Here is a 17,811-nt window from a genome sequence, read left to right on the forward strand (position 1 = left end):
CCCGACGGCCCATGCCTTTCGTCATGGGTCCGGCCCATTTCGCTGGGTTACCCTTGGGAATCCACCTTTGTAAGGACGTCGCGCTTCATGACCACCCGCCTCGCCCTCGCGCTCGCCGCGACCCTCGGACTCGCCATGCCCGCCTACAGCCAGGCCGCCACGCCGGCCACCCAGGCCGCCCAAGCCGCCAACCCCTTCTTCGCGGAAAGCCCGCTGCCGCTGCACTACCCGCAGTTCGACAAGATCAAGGACAGCGACTTCGCACCCGCCTTCGACGCCGGCATGGCCGAGCAGTTGAAGGAAATGGATGCCATCGCCAACAACCCGGCCGCCCCGACCTTCGAGAACACCATCATCGCGATGGAAAAGAGCGGACAGGTGCTGGACCGCGCCACCACGGTGTTCTTCAACCTCGTGGGCACCGACACCAACGACGCGCGCAACAAGTTGCGTGCCGACTATTCCGCCAGGTTCGCCGCCCACGGCGATGCCATCAGCCTGAACCCGAAGCTGTTCGCGCGCATCAAGGCGCTGTTCGACAAGCGCAACGAACTGGGGCTGGATGCGGAAGGCGTTCGCCTCATCGAGCGTTACCACACCAGCTTCGTGCGGTCGGGCGCCAATCTCAACGACGCCGACAAGGCGACGCTCAAGAAGATGAACGGCGAACTGGCCTCGCTGGGCACCACCTTCAGCGACAACGTGCTGAAGGAAGTGAACGCGTCGGCGGTCGTGGTCGACGACGTGAAGCAGCTCGACGGCCTGACCGAAGGCCAGATCGCCACCGCAGCCGACGTGGCCAAGAAGCGCGGCCTGGAAGGCAAGTACGTGCTGACCCTGCTCAATACCACCGGCCAGCCGCCGGAGTCGCAGCTGACCAATCGGGCCCTGCGCCAGCGCCTGCACGAAGCTTCGGTCGCGCGCGGCAGCCGCGGCGGCGAATTCGACCCCACCGCGCTGGTCTCGCGCATCATGAAGCTGCGCGCCGACCGCGCGAAGCTGTTGGGCTACCCGAACCACGCCGCTTACGGCCTGGAAGACCAGACCGCACGCACGCCCGAAGCCGTCAACGCGATGCTGGGCAAGCTGGCGCCGGCCGCGGTGGCCAACGCCAAGCGCGAAGCCGCCGACCTGCAGGCGATGATCGACCAGGAGCAGAAGTCCAAGGGCGAACCGACGTTCAAGCTCGAGCCGTGGGACTGGGCGTTCTACACCGAGAAGGTGCGCGCCGCGAAGTACAACTTCGACGAATCGCAGCTCAAGCCGTACTTCGAGATGAAGAACGTGCTGGAGAACGGCGTGTTCTTCGCCGCCACCCAGCTGTACGGCCTGACGTTCAAGGAACGCACCGACCTGCCGAAGTACCACGCCGACACGTGGACCTACGACGTGTTCAACGCCGACGGGTCGCAGCTGGCGATCTTCATCTTCGACCCGTATGCGCGCGACTCCAAGCGCGGCGGCGCATGGATGAACTCGTACGTGTCGCAGTCCGGCCTGACCGGCGACCAGCCGGTGGTCGCCAACCACCTGAACGTGCCCAAGCCACCGGCCGGCGAACCCACGCTGATGACGTGGGATGAAGTGACCACCACGTTCCACGAGTTCGGCCATGCGCTGCACGGCATGTTCTCCGACGTGAAGTACCCGTACTTCAGCGGCACCAGCGTGCCGCGCGATTTCGTCGAGTACCCGTCGCAGGTCAACGAGATGTGGGCCGACTGGCCGTCGATCCTGGCGAACTACGCCAAGCACCACAAGTCCGGCGAAGCGATGCCGCAGGCGCTGCTGGACAAAGTGATCGCAGCGTCCAAATTCAACCAGGGCTTCGCGACGACCGAGTATCTGGGCGCCGCGATGCTCGACCAGCGCTGGCACCAGATCACCGCCGACCAGGTGCCTGCCGCCAGCGGCGTGATGAAGTTCGAGGCCGATGCGCTGACCGCCGACGGCATCAACTACAGGCCGGTGCCGCCGCGCTACAAGACGCCGTACTTCAGCCACATCATGGGCGGCTATTCGGCCGGCTACTACGCCTACATCTGGTCGGAAGTGCTGGACGCCAACAGCGTGGAATGGTTCAAGAACAACGGCGGCCTGAAGCGCGAGAACGGCGACCACTTCCGCAAGACCCTGCTGTCGCAGGGCGGTAGCCAGGATGCGATGAAGCTGTTCCGCGACTTCGCCGGCCACGATCCGAAGATCGAGCCGCTGCTGGAGAAGCGCGGCCTGACCGCGCCGTCCAGCGCACCGGCGGGCAAGCCCGTCAAGTAAGCACTCGACGCATCCCGACGCGTTCCATCACGCCACCTTCGGGTGGCGTGATGCTTTCAGGGCCGGGAACGTCCATCGCCGGTCGCGCGGTTCTCCACAGCGGGTGTGGATGACGCGTGCACGAAACTGTGGATAACCGCGCGACGGCCTTGCGCGACGGGCCTGTCAAGATGGATGGCGAAATTTTCGCCATGCTCCGGCACGCGTGACGGCGGGAGATGTCGCAACCCCCCCGAACTTTGTAGGAGCGGGCCATGCCCGCGATGCTTATCATGAATCCGGTTCACGAGCATCGCGGGCATGGCCCGCTCCTACAACGAGGGCATGCGCTGCCTCACGCGTGTCCGAACGCTTTCGCCAGCTTGCTATAGGCCTTGCGCTGCTCGTCCGTCTCCGCACGCGGCGCGGTGACTTCCAGCTCGACGATCTGGTCGCCGGGCGGCGTGCCGGGCAGGCCGCGGCCGCGCAGGCGCAGTTTGCGGCCCGTGTCCGAATCCTGCGGAATCTTCAGTTCGACCTCGCCCCCCAGCGTCGGCACGCTGACGGTCGCGCCCAGTGCCGCCTGCCACGGCGTCAACGCCAGCACGTGGATGATGTTGCGGCCGTCCACGTCGAACTGCGGATGCGGTGCGTATTCGACTTCCAGCAACAGGTTGCCGCCCTGGCTGCCCTGCCCGCCCAGCCGGATCACCTGGCCCGGCTTGACGCCCTTGGGTACCTTCACGTCCAACTGCTTGTTGTTGACGTTCACGCGCACGCTGCCCCCGTCATGGACCGCCTGCAGCGGCACGGCCAGCTTGGCGCGCGAATCGCGCGACGGCTGCGGCCCACGCGGCGCACCGTGTTCGGCGCGGGCACGGCGGCCGAACAGGCCTTCGAAGAAATCGCTGAACCCCCCGCTTCCGCCGCCGGCACCGCCGAAGATCTCCTCGTAGTCGAACTCCTGCGATCCCGCCCCACCACGCCCGAAGTCCGGTGGCGGACGGAACTCTTCGCCGGGCCGGTAGCCGCGCGCCCGCAACTGGTCGTAGGCCGCGCGCTTCTGCGGGTCGCGCAACGCCTCGTAGGCCTCGTTGACGGCCTTGAACTGGTCCTCGGCGCCAGGCTCCTTGCTGACGTCCGGATGGTACTTGCGGGCGAGCCGGCGGTACGCGGTCTTGATCTCCGCGTCGCCGGCGCTGGGTTCCACGCCCAGTACCGCGTAATAGTCCTTGAACTGCATGGAATCTCCGCAGACGGATGCCGCGCGACCGCACGGCATCGGAAAAAGAACGGCCCGCGACGCGGGCGCCACGGGCCGATTCTATCGCTACGCCCGTGGCCCTGCCGGGGTGCGGCAGGGACCCGGCGGATCACTGCACCTGGATGCGGCGCGGCGTGGTCTCCGGCTTCTTCGGAATGTCGATCTGCAGCACCCCGTGCCGGCCGGTGGCGGTAATGCCGTCGGGGTTGGCGCTGTCCGGCAGCGAAAACCGGCGGTAGAAGGTGCCGTGCACGCGCTCCATCCGCGAATAGCGGCTTCCCTCGTCCTTCTTCTCGGACGCGCGTTCGCCGCGCAGGGTCAGGATGCCCTTGTCCATGTGGATCTCGATGTCCTGCGGATCCACGCCCGGAATGTCGGCCAGGATCACGAACCGGTCGGCATCCTCGCGGATGTCCACGCGCGGCGCCCACTGGCTCGTCACGACGTTGGACTGGTCGGCGTCGGCTTCGCCCAGGAAGCGGTCGAAGACCTGCTTGATCTCGTCCTGCAGGCCGCGGGCGTTGCCCCAGGGGTTGTACTGCACGATGCTCATGTCGATGTCTCCTCGAAAAGGGCGCCATCACGGCGGCGCCGATGTCGGGGAAAATAGGCGCGCGCCCGCTGCTTTCAAGCCCGTGACGATCCGACCACGCGGGCACGCTACACTGGATTCAGTTTCCGTCCAGACAAGGCAATCCCATGAGCATCCAGGTAGGCCAGCGCATCCCCGAAGTCACCCTCAAGCGCATCCGCGAAGGCGTCGAGACTGTCGATACCGCCGCGCTGTTCGAAGGCCGCAAGGCTGTGTTGTTCGCCGTGCCGGGCGCGTTCACGCCGACCTGTTCGGAGAAGCACCTGCCCAGTTACGTGCAGCACTTCGACGACTTCCGCAGCCGCGGCATCGAGGTGTTCTGCGTATCCGTCAACGACCCCTTCGTCATGCAGGCATGGGGCAAGACCCAGCACGTGCCGGACGGGCTGCAGATGCTGGCCGACGGCAACGCCGACCTGGCCAAGGCCCTCGGCCTCGAGATGGATGCCAGCGCCTACGGCATGGGCATCCGCGCCAAGCGTTTCGCGCTGTACGCGGAGGACGGAGTGGTGAAGAACGTGTTCGTCGAGGCACCGGGCGAATACAAGGTCTCCGGCGCCGAGCATGTGCTGGAACAGATCGGCTGACGCATGGGTCGCCGTGGCGCCTCGGACGCTGCCTTGAGGGGATTGATCGCGGCACAGGTCAGCGTGCCGCGTCTGCAGATGAGCCTGCTGGTGCTGCTGACGGCTGCCAGCGGGTTCCTTGCATCCGTCGTGTTTTCCGCGGTCGGCATGGATGCGCTGTGGCTGCGTTATCCGGTCTGCGTGCTGGTCGCGTACGGCGTATTTTTGGCGCTCATCTGGTCGTGGCGTCGTCACCGTGAATGGGACCTCGGCAACCTTCCCTCCGGCGACGGCGCATCACCGTCGCCATCCGGCGGGAAGCACGAGTGGCAGGGTGGAGGTGGCCATTCCGGCGGTGGGGGCGCCAGCGCATCGTTCGACGCACCGGCCTCGCCACCCTCGCTGGCTTCCATTGATACCGTCCCGACGTCCGTAGAACTTCCCTCCCTCGACAACAGCCTTGATGCCGACGAGGCGCTGCCTGTCGTCGTGGTGATGGTGGTGCTGGGAGGCGCCCTGCTTGCGATAGGCTGGGTGATCTGGATTGCACCGGTGTTGATGGCCGAGCTTGCACTGGATGCCGTGCTGTCGGCTGGCCTCTACCGTCGCCTGAAACACCCGGGCACCGACGATCACTGGCTCTCCACCACGCTGCGGCATACCGGAAAGCCCTTCGCAGCGGCGATGCTGTCCCTCCTCGTTGCAGGCGCCGTGATGAATCTGCTGGTACCGAATGCCGCCTCACTCGGTGAATTCATCGCGCATTACCGCTGAGATCACTGCAACACGTTGAACCGCACCCTCGCCCACGCACCGCTGTCGGCCAGCGCGGTGAGCTGGTGCTGGCCAGGTTCGCCGAAGTCCTGCTGGAATGCCTGCGCGCCGTGCGTTTCGGCCATCCAGCGGCCGTCGAGCAGCCACTGCACACGGGTATCGGTACCGAGCGCGCGCAGTTGCAGGCGCACGCCATGCGGGCTGCCTGGCGCACGCGCAAGGGTGGCGAGGTCGTTGAGCCCGTCGATGCGCAGTTCCTCGCCCGCGTCGCGGCCGTCGGGCTGGCAGTCGGGCGACAGCCTCGGCAAGCGCGCGGCGTCGCGCTCGCGGGCCGGCAGCCACGGCGATGCCAGCGCGGGCCAGCGCGCGATCTCCGCGGGCCTTGCCTCATGCGCGCGGGCGCACTCGCCGGACAGCCGCAAGCCGGTGCGCGCGTCCACCTCGAACCGTTCGCGTCCGGCATTCCACAGCCGCGCGTCGCGCTCGGGGAAGGTGGGCGGCACGTTGCCGCCCAGTGTCCATGCATCGCGCTTGCGGTGGCACAGCAGCGTCGACTCCGCGTCCGCCAGCGTTCCCAAGGGCCAGCAGATCGCCTGTTCGACCACGCCGGCTGGGGGCGGCGTCGGCCCGGCATCCCCCGGCGAACGCGGCAGGCTGTCGATCACTTCGAACATCAATGGCAGGGCCGTCACCGCGCCGTACTGGCCGGGTAGCGGGGTGCCGTCGGGTCGGCCCACCCACACGCCGACGGTATAGCGGCGCGTGCTCCCCAGTGCCCATGCGTCGCGGAAGCCGTAGCTGGTGCCTGTCTTCCACGCCACGCGCGGTCTGTTGCCGGTATCGAGCAGCCCGCTGCCGTACCCCGGGCGCGGATGCGCCTCCAGCACTTCGCGGATGATCCATGCCGCCCCGGGCGACAGCAGGCGTCGATCGGAGGCGGGATCCTCGTCCGTGTAACGCACGCGGCCGGACAGCCCACCCCGGTTCAGTCCGGCGTACGCGCCCACCAGGTCTTCCAGACGCGCTCCCGTGCCACCGAGGATCAGCGACAGGTTGGGCTGCGCACCGCGCGGATAGCGCAGCACCAGACCGTTGTTCGCCAGCCGCGCGGAGAAGCGCGCCGGACCCACGCGATCCAGCAGGTCCACCGCCGGCACGTTGAGCGACAGGCGCAGCGCATCGGCCGCGCTGACGGGGCCGTTGAAGGCGGCGTCGAAGTTGCCGGGCCGATATCCGCCGAAGGACTGCGGCGCATCGACCAGCAGGCTCTCGGAATGGATCAGCCCATCGTCCAGCGCCAGCCCGTACAGGAATGGCTTGAGGGTGGAACCTGGAGAGCGCCAGGCCTGCACCATGTCCACGTGTCCCAGCCGTTCGCGATCGCCGAAGGCGACCGATCCCACGTAGGCACGGGCCTGCATCGTCGCGTTGTCGACCACCAGCAGGGCGGCCGACGTGCGCGCCGGCAAGGTGGAGAAGTAGCTGTGGACGCGCTCTTCCAGGGTCCGTTGCAGGCTGGCGTCGAGCGTGGAGACGATGCGCGATGCGCGCGGTTGCTGCCGACGCAGACGCTCGGCCAGCAACGCGGCGCTCAACGGGGCCTGCAGGGTGCGTGCGACGACGGGCTCGATGCGGGCATCGTCGACATCGGCCTTCGACCAGACGCCGAGATCGACCATCCGCTGCAGCACTTTGTCGCGCGCGATGCGCGCGGCGTCGGGATGGCGGTCCGGGCGCAAGCGGCTCGGCGACTGGGGGAGCACGGCGAGCAGCGCGGCTTCGGCATGCGACAGGCGCGCGGCCGGCTTGCCGAGGTAAGCCCAGCTGGCCGCGTCCACGCCCTCGATGGTGCCACCGAACGGCGCACGCTCCAGATAGAGCGTGAGGATCTCGCGCTTGGAGAGATGGGCTTCCAGCTGCACGGCGCGCAGCATCTGCTTGGCCTTGCCCCAGGGTGTGTGCGAGTGCCGGTCCAGCATGCGCGCCACCTGCATGGTCAGCGTCGATCCACCGGACACGACGCGCCCATGGCGGACGAACTGCCCGGCGGCGCGCACCAGCGCCCACGGGTTAACGCCGGGATGCCGCCAGAACCAGCGGTCTTCGTAGTTCAGCAGGGCCTGCAGGTAGAGCGGCGATACCTTCTCGGGCGTCGCGGGATAGCGCCAGACACCCTCGCGGTCGGCGAAGGCACGCAGTGGTGTGCCGTCACGCGCGACGACCAGGGTGCTGGTGTCGCGGGTCTTCGGGAGCGGTGGCGGGAATGCGAGGTCGAGAAGCAGCAGTCCCACGAGCCCGGCGACAGTCGCCCAGCGCAGACAGCTCAAGAGCCTGGGAAAACGCCGCTTTCGCATGGAGGCTCGTAGCGCCGTGTATGACCGTGGGAGCGACGTCAGTCGCGAATAGGCTCCTTCGGTCATCTGTCGCGACTTACATCGCTCCCACGGCGAACAGGTGTGCGGACCCTTCTCCCCGCATGTGTGGAGAAGAAATGCCTCACGGCTGCACCACCGTGATCGTCGCCGGCGAAGCCCTGCCGACACCGCGGATGTCGGGACGGTACATGTCTTCCACCAGCGACGGGGGGACGGTGTACGTGCCCGGCGTCACCGCGCGGACCAGATAGAAGAGCTTGGCGGTATCGCGGCGCTCCAGCTTCAGCGCCGCCACGTAGCGGTCATCCCGGAACTCCTCGTGCTTGACGTCGGCGGCGCTGCCGCGATCGCTGATCGCGATGCCGTCCACGACCACCTCGGCCCATTGCTTGGCGTCGCCCAGGTTGAAGTTTTCGATCTCCAGGCCTGCCGGCAACAGGTCGGTGAACAGTGCATCCGGCATGGCGACGTTGGCGGTGATGCCCACGCGCACGATCAGCGCTTCGCCTTCCTTCAGTGACCCGCCCTTCCACTCCTGCCCGTCCGTCGTGTAATAACGGCGCTCGATGCCGATCTGGCGATCGTCGGGTGCCGGCGCATTGCGCGGAATGCCTGCCACGTCCAGCGAGGCGTACAGCGGCGGCGAGCCTTCCGGGGCGAAACGCACGCCACGTGCCAGCGTCGCGTAGTCGACGCTGCGGCCGAACAGGCGTACCGGCGCGATCACCTCGGCGTCCCCACCGATGCTCCACTGGCCGGAGACCAGCTTCTTCTGGTCCACCATCAGCGCCTTGCCCAACCTTGCCAGCGCCACCTGCTCCTGCGTGCTCAGCCACATCCAGCCACTGTTGCGGCGCGCATCCAGTTCACGGCCCAGCGAGATCGCCCGGCGGTCGTACTCCGGCTTGGCGAGCTTGCGCTCGTGCACCAGCGCGATCATCAACGCATCATCGCGCAGCTTCGTGCCGTAGTCGCCCAGGTACTCAGGCCGGTCGCCGGTCTTGGCGAATCCCTCGGCGATCGCCTTCGCGCCACGCGCCTTGTCGCCCTGCAGCGTCAACGCGATGCCCAGGTGCACCAGCGGCAGGCCGGTGAGCGTCTTGCCGCGCTCGTTGTCGTACAGCGCGCGCAGCGTGCCCAGCGGTGCGCGGTTGACGCGTGCGAGCACGTAGCCGGCATAGGCCTGGTTGGCGAACTTGAGGTGGTCGCGCCGATCGTAACCGTAGAACTGCGCGCCACCGGCCAGCAGGTCTTCGTTGAGGCGGGTCAGCGCCTTCTGCAGGATCGTGTCCGGCACCGCGAATCCACCCTCGCGCGCATCCAGCAGGAACTCGGCGATGTACGGCGTCAGGCCCGGATTGACGTAGTCGTCGTCGCCCCACATCGAGAAGTGGCCGTTCGCTACCTGCATCGACGCCAGCCGCCCGAATGCGCCCTCCATGCGCTCGCGGCGCTTCTTCGCCTCCAGTCCATCGATGCCCAGCAGCTTGGCGGTGGCGTCGTCCAGTTCCAGCGCCGCATAGCCCTTGCTGGTGGTCTGCTCCGCACAGCCGTACGGATACTCCAACGCGCCCTTCAACGCACTGGCGAACGGAATCGGTGGCAGCGCGGAGACGGTCATGCGCGCGGTCACCGAGCCGGGCATCAGCCCGTCGGCGAAGCCCGCGCCCATGTCCACCGGCACGAGGCTGTCCAGCACCTGCGTGCGCGAACGCAGCACCGCCGGCCAGCCCGCCCGCACCGGCACGTCGTAGCGGCGGTCGACCTTGAAGCCGTTGCCTTCGACGCGCACGCGTACCTGCGCGGTGGTATAGCCCTCGCCCGCCGTGATCGGGAACGTCAGCGTGCGTTTGGCGTCGACGGACAGATCCGCGCTCTTGCTGCCTTCACCAATGTTGAGCGGACCTTCGCCGTTCACCAGCACCTTGAACGCGCCCGCTTTGCCGGTGAAGTTCTGCACGTCCAACGTCACCGTGCTCCTGTCGCCCGGTGCCAGTACGCGTGGCAGGCTGGCTTCGGCCACGATCGGCGCGCGCACCACCGTCTCGCGGTCGCGGTTGCCGTAGCGCGTGTCCGAATAGACCAGCGCCGACACGCGCAGTGTGCCGTTGAAATCGGGCACCTTCAGCGCCACGCGTGCATTGCCCTTGCCGTCCAGCTTCACCGGCCCGGAGAACAGGTCCACTGTCTGCACGCGCGCGGTCGGCCGCTTGGCCTGGGGCAACGCCGACAGCGCCATGTCGCCGCCGAAGCGCATCTTCGCGCTGCCGCCTTCGAAGCTCTCGATCACGCGTCCGTAGATGTCGTACGCATCCACCCCCAGCCGGCGCTGCGCGAAGAACTGCGCGTTGGCGTCCGGCACGGGGAAGCGGGTGATGTTGAGGATGCCCACGTCCACCGCAGAGACGGTGACATGGGCGGTCTGGCCTGCGAGTTCCGGCACGCTGACGGTGACCGGCAGGTTCTGCTCGGGACGCATCTGCTTGGGCACGGACAGGCCCACCGCCACGCGGCGGTCGCGGCGATCCATCGGCACATGCGCCACGCCGACCGCACGCGCCGGCGTGATCTTGCTGGGCGCCGAGCCGCCACGGAACACCAGCGCGGTGACGTAGACATCGTGGCGTTCCCATTCCTTGGTCACGGGAATCGAGAACGTGCTGCCCGGCTTGGCGTCGATCGCCTGCACGTACAGCATGCGGTCGCTCTCAACCATCAGCAGGCCCTTGCCGGCGTGCGGCGGCGTGACGCTGACCTTCAAGGTGTCGCCGGCCTTGTAGCCGGTCTTGTCCAGCGCCAGCTTGACCTTGTCGGGGCGCGCATCGAGGCCGCGGTTCTGGTCGTCCCAGCTCCAGCCGGCACGGAACGGGTAACGCGTGGTCAGGCCGGTCGCCGGGTCGAACACATCCAGCCGGTACTCGCCCCACTCCACCGGGAAATCGATCTTCGACGCTCCCGTGCCAACGTCCAGCGCGCGCGTGTCCTTGTTCTCGAAGCGACGGGTGAAGTCGTAGTCCCAGCCGCCGTCTTCGTCGTAGTTCCAGTGGTAGTCGCGCAACTCGCGCACCAACGTCGCCTTCAGGCCCCTGCCGGGTCGCGGCTTGCCGGCCGCATCCACGCGCACCAGTTCGAAGCCCGCGTTGCCGTTCGCGTCCGCGCCGTCCTTGTCGTCGAACAGCGGGCGGATGCCGACCAGTGCGTCGGCGGGCCACAACACGCGCTTGAGCGTGCGGTTCACCGTGCGTCCGCCGGTCTCGTACACGCTGCCGGACACCAGCGCGGCGATGGTGCTGCGCGGCTTGGCTTCCGTCGGCAGCGCGATGTCTTCCTGCAGCACGCCGCTGTCGGGCAGCGCGGTGTCGATGACATCCTTCGCTTCCTTGGGCAGCTCCATCGTGGGGTCGCCGAAGAAGTAGCCCGGCAATTGTTCCAGCGGGTGCTGCTCCACGGACACGGCCAGTTTGGCGGTGAAGCGGTTGCCGCCGGCCGGCGCGCCATACAGGTAGGCCGCTGTCGCCTTGAGCTTCAGCGGCTGGCCCGGCTTCAGCACCGGCGCCGCGTCCAGGTCCAGCTTCATGCGCTCGGGCAGGAACTCCTCGATGCGCAGCGTCATGCCCTGCACCGCCTCCTTGCTGGCCGGATCGGTGCGGAACTCCACCTGCCAGCGACCCGTCGGCGCTTCCACCGGGATCGCCTGCTCGAAGCTGAAATAGCCCTGCGCGCCCGGTTGCAGGCGCGTTTCGCGGAAGACCTTGCCGTCGGGCTGCTTGAGGCGCAGGAAGACGGGCTGTCCGCCCCCCTGCTTGGGTGCCGGCACGGGCTTGCCGTCGTTGTCGCGCAGCAGGGCGGAGATGCGCACGGTCTCGCCGGGACGGTACAGATCGCGTCCCGACCACGCGAACACGTCGAACCAGGCCTGCTCGCGACCGGCGACGGCGAACTCGGACAGATCGAGCGCCGGCTGGTTGAACGGCAGCATCGATACGTCCTTGCCGCGCGTTGCCACCAGCACGTGGCCGGCGTCAAGCGTGTAGTTCAGCAGCGCATTGCCGTTGCCGTCGGTCTCGCCGGCCAAGATGGCTTCGCCGCGCGGGTCCAGCACTTTCAGTTCCACGCTGCCGGTCGCCGAGCCGTCCTGCAGCGAGGCGGTATGGACGAACAGTTTGTCCTTGTACGCGCGCGTGTGCAGGCCGATGTCGCTGACGGTGAAGAATGCGGTCTCGAATTCGCCGGCGAACTTGCCGGTACGCTTCATCACCGCGAAATAGAGGCCGGGATCCTGAAGCTCGCGGATATCCTGGATCGGCAGGTAGGTCAGCACGCGCTCGTTCGGCTTGCCACCCAGTACGAAGCGGTTGAGGTACACGGGTTCGGCCAGCTTGCCCAACGGCGTGCTGTCGCCGTACTCGCTGTCCAGGTCCCAGCTGCCGCGGCGGCCGCCGCGCTGGTATTCGGCGAAGAACTTCGGCAGCTGCTTTTCGGTGACGCGCAGGAATTCCACGTCCACTTCCGGCACGTTGATCGACACTACGGGCAGTCCGCGGCTCTCGCGCGCCGGCAGCACGCTGCCCTGCGACGCAAAGCCGACCGCCGGGTCGAGTTCGCCGGTATGCACCTTGCGGGTGTCGTCCTTGCCCAGGCGCGTGCCGTCGGCAGCGGACATGCCAGCCTTCAGCGTGACCTCGTAATCCTTCGCCGCTTCGACCGACGGGAAGCGCAGGATCATGCCCTTGTCGTCGAGCACCCAGCTGCCCTTCACCACCGCGCCATTGGCATCCTTGACCACCAGCAGCGTGTCGAAGTCCTGGGAACTGACCAGGGGCTGGCTGAACTCGAGCGCGATGGCGAGGTCGCCATCGTGCTGGTCCGGATAGACCCCCACGAGCGCGAAGCCCTCGACTTTCGCGGCCTGCGCCTTGATCGGCTCGCCAGTGGCTTCGGGCAGCTGCCCGGATTCGTTGCGCTTGCAGCCGGCGAGCGACGCCGCTGCGATCAGGCCAATAAAAAACGCGCGCATCCAGCGGCTGCGCGCGCTACGGGTGTTGCGAATTGCCGATCCCATGTGCCATTCCCTGCCGTGGTCGTACCGGCAGTATAGAACGCAGGAATGACAGTGGCGGGGTCAAGCCCCGCGCACTTTCATCTCACGCGGCGATCAGGCCTCCGGCGGCGCATCGGTGGCCTCCGGCACGGGGGTGCCTGCCGCCACCACGCCGTCGACCGCCTCGTCCTCATCCAGCGAGGCGTCGAGGCGCTCCACCGCCTGCAACGTCTCTCCATCGGACAGGCGGATCAGGGTGACGCCCTGGGTATTGCGGCCCACCTGCGAAATCTCCGCGGCGCGCGTGCGTACCAGAGTGCCGCCATCGGAGATCAGCAGGACCTCGTGGTGGTCGGACAACTGGATGGCACCGACCAGGCGGCCGTTGCGCTCCGTCGTCTTCAACGCGATCACGCCACGGGTGCCACGCCCCTTGCGCGGATAGTCGATCACCGGGGTGCGCTTGCCGTAACCGCGTTCGCTGGCGGTCAGGATGTCGCCATCGCCGTCGATGACGACCAGGCTGACCACTTCGGAGCCGGTCTCGGCGCTGACGGTACCGACGTCGCCATCGGCTGCTTCGCCTTCGTCCAGCTCGCCCTCGACGTCCGTATCGGCGCCTTCCGCCAGGCGCATGCCGCGCACGCCGGTCGCGGTACGGCCCATGGCGCGCACCAGCGCTTCGGAGAAGCGGACCGCGCGCCCGTTGGAGGCGAACAGCATGATGTCGCGCTCGCCATCGGTCAGCGCCACGCCCACCAGCGCATCGCCTTCGTCCAGGTTGATGGCGATCTTGCCGCGCGCCAGCTTGAATGCGAACTCGGTGAGCGGCGTCTTCTTGACCGTGCCATTCCTTGTGGCGAAGAAGACGAACTTGCCTTCCTCGTAGTCGCGTACCGGCACCACGGCCTGGACCTTCTCGCCGGGTTCCAGCGGGATCCAGTTGATGATCGGGCGGCCGCGCGCATTGGAACCGGCTTCCGGCAGCTGGTAGACCGGCAGCCAGAACACCTTGCCGCTGCTGGTGAAGGTCAGCAGCGTGTCGTGCGTGTTGACCAGCCACAGCTGGTCGATGAAATCCTCTTCCTTGGTCGCCGCCGCACTGCGGCCGCGACCGCCGCGCTTCTGCGCCCGATAGGCGCTGGCCGGCTGGCGCTTGGCGTAGCCCGCGTGCGACAGCGTGACCACCATGTCTTCGGGCGCGATCAGGTCGAGGATGTCGAGATCCTCTTCGCTGTGGCGGATCTCGCTGCGACGCTCGTCGCCGAACTCGGCCTTGACGTTCAGCAACTCGTCGCGGATCACCTGCAGCAGCACGTCCGGGTTCTCGAGGATGCGGATCAGGCCGGCGATGGTCTCCAGCAGCTGGCGGTATTCCTCGGTCAGCTTCTCCTGCTCCAGGCCGGTCAGGCGGTGCAGGCGCATTTCCAGGATCTGCGTGGCCTGGGCCTCGCTCAGCTGGTAGCGGCCGTCGACGAAACCGATCGCGGCGGGCAGGTCCTCCGGACGCGAGGCTTCAGCGCCGGCGGCGGCGAGCAGCGCGCCCACCAGGCCCGGCTCCCAGGTCTTGGCCAGCATGCGCTCGCGCGCTTCCTGCGGGTTGGCCGACGTCTTGATCAGCTCGATCATCTCATCGATGTTCGCAAGCGCGACCGTCAGGCCTTCCAGGATGTGGGCGCGGTTGCGCGCCTTGCGCAGTTCGAAGATGGTCCGGCGGGTCACCACTTCGCGACGGTGGCGGACGAAGGCTTCCAGCATCTGCTTCAGGTTGAGCAGCTGCGGACGGCCGTCGACCAGCGCGACCATGTTGATGCCGAACACCGATTCCATCGGCGTCTGCAGGTACAGGTTGTTGAGGACGACCTCGGCCGATTCGCCGCGCTTGACCTCGATGTAGATGCGCATGCCGTCCTTGTCGGACTCGTCGCGCAGCTCGCTGATGCCTTCGAGCTTCTTTTCCTTCACCAGCTCGGCGATCTTCTCAATCAGCCGCGCCTTGTTCACCTGGTACGGGATCTCGGTGACGATGATCGACTCGCGGCCGTTGTCTTCGTTGACCTCGATGTCGGCCTTGGCGCGCATGCGCACGCGGCCGCGGCCGGTGCGGTAGCCGGCGATGATGCCGGCGGTGCCGTTGATGATGCCGCCGGTGGGGAAATCCGGGCCGGGGATGTACTGCATCAGGCCGTCGACATCCAGCTCAGGATTGTCGATCAGCGCGATCAGGCCGTTGACCACTTCCGACAGGTTGTGCGGCGGGATGTTGGTGGCCATGCCCACCGCGATGCCGGCCGAACCGTTGACCAGCAGGTTCGGGAAGCGCGTCGGCAGGACGGTCGGTTCCTGTTCCTTCTCGTCGTAGTTGGGCTGGAAATCAACGGTTTCCTTGTCGATGTCCGCCAGCAGCTCATGGGTGAGCTTCGCCATGCGGGCTTCCGTGTAACGCATGGCGGCGGCGGAGTCGCCATCGACCGAACCGAAGTTGCCCTGGCCATCGACCAGCATGTAGCGCAGCGAGAACGGCTGCGCCATGCGCACCAGCGTGTCGTAGACGGACTGGTCGCCGTGCGGGTGGTACTTACCGATCACGTCACCGACGATGCGGGCGGACTTCACGTGCGGCTTGTTGGCGTGGTTGCCCAGTTCGTTCATTGCGAACAGGACGCGCCGGTGGACGGGCTTCAGTCCGTCGCGGACATCCGGAAGCGCGCGCCCCACGATCACGCTCATCGCGTAATCGAGATAGCTGCGACGCATCTCGTCTTCGAGGTTGACGGGGATGATTTCCTTGGCGGTCTCGGCCATTCGGGTTCCGTGTTTCTCTGGTTGTCTCGGGCCCGAATCCGGGCCAAAACACGCCTAGCCGACGAAGGTCGGCGAGGCAGCGACAGGCGGGGATTCCGGCGGGTTCTGCAACCGGTGGAGTGTACCACAGCAGGCGCGCCAGACCGACGGTTTCAGTCGGGGAAACAAGCACTTATGCGCCTGCTCGCCCTACCCGGTAAGCGGTGGCCGACGCGGCCGCCCATCCACTCCCGCGCAGCTCCGTTCGGGAACGAAAAAGCCCGGCCGAGGCCGGGCTTTTCGCTGGAACTGGTGGGCGGTACAAGTTTCGAACTTGTGACCCCTGCCGTGTGAAAGCAGTGCTCTACCGCTGAGCTAACCGCCCGAAATCATCGGGGCGCGAATGATAGCCGTCGACCGGGGGGGCGGTCAACGCACCCGCCGGTCAGCGGTCCTTGGTGTCGCACAGTGCACTGACCCGCCGTGGAGGCGCGAAACAGTCGCTGCGCGCGTCCAGCCAGAAGTCGCGGAACACCGCGTGCGTGGGGACCCCCGCCAGCAGCTCGCCCGGCGCCAGGAACTTGTACAGCGCTGCCAGTGAACGCACTTCGATGGGCGACACCCGCCGCAGGATGTGCTCGGGCCCCAGCTGCTGCGGATGCTCCAGGCCGGCCGCGCACAGCATGTCGCGCAGGGCCTTCAGCGTGTTGTCGTGGAACTGCTGCACGCGCACGGACTTGTCGGACACATCCAGGTGCTTCCAGCGCTTCGGGTCCTGGGTGGCGACACCGGTCGGGCAACGGTCGTTGTGGCAGCTCTGCGCCTGGATGCAGCCCAGCGCGAACATGAACCCTCGCCCGGCGTTGCACCAGTCCGCCCCCATAGCCATGGTCCGGGCGATGTCGAAGCCACTGATGATCCTGCCTGCCGCACCGATCCGGATGCGGTCGCGCAGGTTCAGGCCGACCAGCGTGTTGTGGACCAGCAGCAACGCCTCGTGCATCGGCACGCCGACATGGTCGATAAATTCAGCGGGCGCGGCGCCCGTACCGCCTTCCGCCCCGTCCACCACGATGAAGTCCGGCAGCAGCCCGGTCTCGTGCATCGCCTTGGCGATGCCAAACCACTCCCAGGGGTGCCCGATCGCCAGCTTGAAGCCGGCGGGCTTGCCACCCGACAGCTCGCGCAGGCGAGCGATGAACTGCAGCAGCTCCTCCGGCGTGGAGAACGCGGAGTGCTTCGCCGGCGAGACGCAGTCGTGCCCCATCGGCACCCCGCGCGTGGCGGCAATCTCCGCGCTGACCTTGGCGGCCGGCAGCACACCGCCGTGGCCGGGCTTGGCGCCCTGCGACAGCTTCACCTCGATCATCTTCACCTGCGGCGACCGCGCGTTCTCGGTGAAGCGTCGTTCGTCGAATCGCCCCTGGTCGTCACGGCAACCGAAGTACCCGGAGCCGATTTCCCATACCAGGTCCCCGCCCTTCTCGCGGTGATACGCAGAGATCGAGCCTTCGCCGGTGTCATGGTAGAAATTGCCGCGTCGCGCGCCTTCGTTCAGTGCACGCACCGCGTTGGCGGACAGCGAGCCGAAGCTCATCGCCGAGATGTTGAACACGCTCGCCGAATACGGCTGCGCCGTACCCGCGCCGATGACGACGCGGAAGTCGTGCGAGTCCACGCTCGCGGGTGCCATCGAATGGTTGATCCATTCGTAATCCACGCCATAGACATCCTGCTGGCTGCCGAACGGGACCACGTCGCTGACACCCTTGGCACGCTGGTAGACGAGCGCGCGCTGCTGCCGCGAGAACGGCACCTCGGCGGTATCGCCATCGATGAAATACTGGCGGATCTCGGGACCGACCGATTCCAGTCCGTAGCGGAAATGCGCCAGCACCGGATAGTTGCGGCGCAGCGTGCTGCGCGTCTGCAGCACGTCCCAGGTACCGAGCAGCGCCAAGGCACCGAAGACGGCGACACCCCACCACGCGACCGGCCAGGCCAGCGCGAGTGCCAGCGAAACGAAGGCCAGCACGAGGCTGGCGGCATAGGCGAGGTAACGCTGCATCGGCAGTCTCCCGAGGGCCAGCGTCGATTCTATGCCATGCCCTGCGACGGCATGCCGCAGGCGTCCCGCACAGTTGATCCGGATCAATGCCCGT

Annotated in this window: 9 protein-coding genes and 1 tRNA gene; 3 read left to right on the top strand and 7 right to left on the bottom strand. The window is 67.3% G+C overall.

Features of this window, described 5'->3' with window-relative positions:
- Positions 1–87 precede the first annotated feature (87 nt).
- Entirely contained in the window at positions 88–2,274 is a 2,187-nt protein-coding gene (locus CYU89_RS11750) for a M3 family metallopeptidase (RefSeq protein WP_296281231.1), read from the top strand.
- Positions 2,275–2,608: 334 nt separating this feature from the next.
- Here the strand turns inward: CYU89_RS11750 and CYU89_RS11755 are convergent, their stop codons facing one another.
- Both CYU89_RS11755 and CYU89_RS11760 read right to left on the bottom strand, forming a co-directional pair.
- Positions 2,609–3,496 carry a DnaJ C-terminal domain-containing protein gene (locus CYU89_RS11755; RefSeq protein ID WP_296281233.1) on the bottom strand — a complete coding sequence of 296 codons (888 nt, stop codon included), beginning with the start codon at positions 3,494–3,496 and terminating at the stop codon, positions 2,609–2,611.
- A gap of 130 nt (positions 3,497–3,626) precedes the next feature.
- Positions 3,627–4,070: an Hsp20/alpha crystallin family protein gene (locus CYU89_RS11760; RefSeq protein WP_296281235.1), complete on the bottom strand. Its 444-nt coding sequence runs from the start codon at positions 4,068–4,070 to the stop codon at positions 3,627–3,629.
- 146 nt (positions 4,071–4,216) lie between these two features.
- On the opposite strand from CYU89_RS11760, the gene CYU89_RS11765 reads away from it, so the two are divergent.
- Positions 4,217–4,696: a peroxiredoxin gene (locus CYU89_RS11765; RefSeq protein ID WP_296281236.1), complete on the top strand. Its 480-nt coding sequence runs from the start codon at positions 4,217–4,219 to the stop codon at positions 4,694–4,696.
- A 78-nt stretch (positions 4,697–4,774) separates the two neighbouring features.
- On the top strand, positions 4,775–5,449 hold the full coding sequence (locus CYU89_RS11770; protein WP_296281238.1) for a hypothetical protein: 675 nt from the start codon (positions 4,775–4,777) through the stop codon (positions 5,447–5,449).
- Between the two features lie 2 nt (positions 5,450–5,451).
- Here the strand turns inward: CYU89_RS11770 and pbpC are convergent, their stop codons facing one another.
- The 5 genes from pbpC to CYU89_RS11795 all read right to left on the bottom strand — a co-directional run bounded on the left by pbpC (position 5,452) and on the right by CYU89_RS11795 (position 17,717).
- On the bottom strand, positions 5,452–7,803 hold the full coding sequence (gene pbpC / locus CYU89_RS11775; RefSeq protein ID WP_296281239.1) for a penicillin-binding protein 1C: 2,352 nt from the start codon (positions 7,801–7,803) through the stop codon (positions 5,452–5,454).
- A 142-nt stretch (positions 7,804–7,945) separates the two neighbouring features.
- On the bottom strand, positions 7,946–12,841 hold the full coding sequence (locus tag CYU89_RS11780) for an alpha-2-macroglobulin (protein ID WP_296281280.1): 4,896 nt from the start codon (positions 12,839–12,841) through the stop codon (positions 7,946–7,948).
- Between the two features lie 138 nt (positions 12,842–12,979).
- Positions 12,980–15,670: a DNA gyrase subunit A gene (gene gyrA, locus CYU89_RS11785; RefSeq protein WP_296281240.1), complete on the bottom strand. Its 2,691-nt coding sequence runs from the start codon at positions 15,668–15,670 to the stop codon at positions 12,980–12,982.
- Positions 15,671–15,959: 289 nt separating this feature from the next.
- Positions 15,960–16,034 (bottom strand) — tRNA-Val (locus CYU89_RS11790).
- Positions 16,035–16,094: 60 nt separating this feature from the next.
- Positions 16,095–17,717 carry a glutamate synthase-related protein gene (locus tag CYU89_RS11795; RefSeq protein WP_296281242.1) on the bottom strand — a complete coding sequence of 541 codons (1,623 nt, stop codon included), beginning with the start codon at positions 17,715–17,717 and terminating at the stop codon, positions 16,095–16,097.
- Positions 17,718–17,811 lie beyond the last annotated feature (94 nt).

It is taken from the genome of Pseudoxanthomonas sp., from assembly GCF_002863005.1.
In the GTDB taxonomy this organism is placed as follows: Bacteria; Pseudomonadota; Gammaproteobacteria; order Xanthomonadales; family Xanthomonadaceae; genus Pseudoxanthomonas_A.

Excerpts from the sequence above, each read along its gene's own strand:
- CYU89_RS11750 (WP_296281231.1), top strand. The coding sequence starts at position 88 with ATGACCACCCGCCTCGCCCTCGCGCTCGCCGCGACCCTCGGACTCGCC.
- CYU89_RS11755 (WP_296281233.1), bottom strand. The coding sequence starts at position 3,496 with ATGCAGTTCAAGGACTATTACGCGGTACTGGGCGTGGAACCCAGCGCC.
- CYU89_RS11760 (WP_296281235.1), bottom strand. The coding sequence starts at position 4,070 with ATGAGCATCGTGCAGTACAACCCCTGGGGCAACGCCCGCGGCCTGCAG.
- CYU89_RS11765 (WP_296281236.1), top strand. The coding sequence starts at position 4,217 with ATGAGCATCCAGGTAGGCCAGCGCATCCCCGAAGTCACCCTCAAGCGC.
- CYU89_RS11770 (WP_296281238.1), top strand. The coding sequence starts at position 4,775 with ATGAGCCTGCTGGTGCTGCTGACGGCTGCCAGCGGGTTCCTTGCATCC.
- pbpC (WP_296281239.1), bottom strand. The coding sequence starts at position 7,803 with ATGCGAAAGCGGCGTTTTCCCAGGCTCTTGAGCTGTCTGCGCTGGGCG.
- CYU89_RS11780 (WP_296281280.1), bottom strand. The coding sequence starts at position 12,841 with ATGCGCGCGTTTTTTATTGGCCTGATCGCAGCGGCGTCGCTCGCCGGC.
- gyrA (WP_296281240.1), bottom strand. The coding sequence starts at position 15,670 with ATGGCCGAGACCGCCAAGGAAATCATCCCCGTCAACCTCGAAGACGAG.
- CYU89_RS11795 (WP_296281242.1), bottom strand. The coding sequence starts at position 17,717 with ATGCAGCGTTACCTCGCCTATGCCGCCAGCCTCGTGCTGGCCTTCGTT.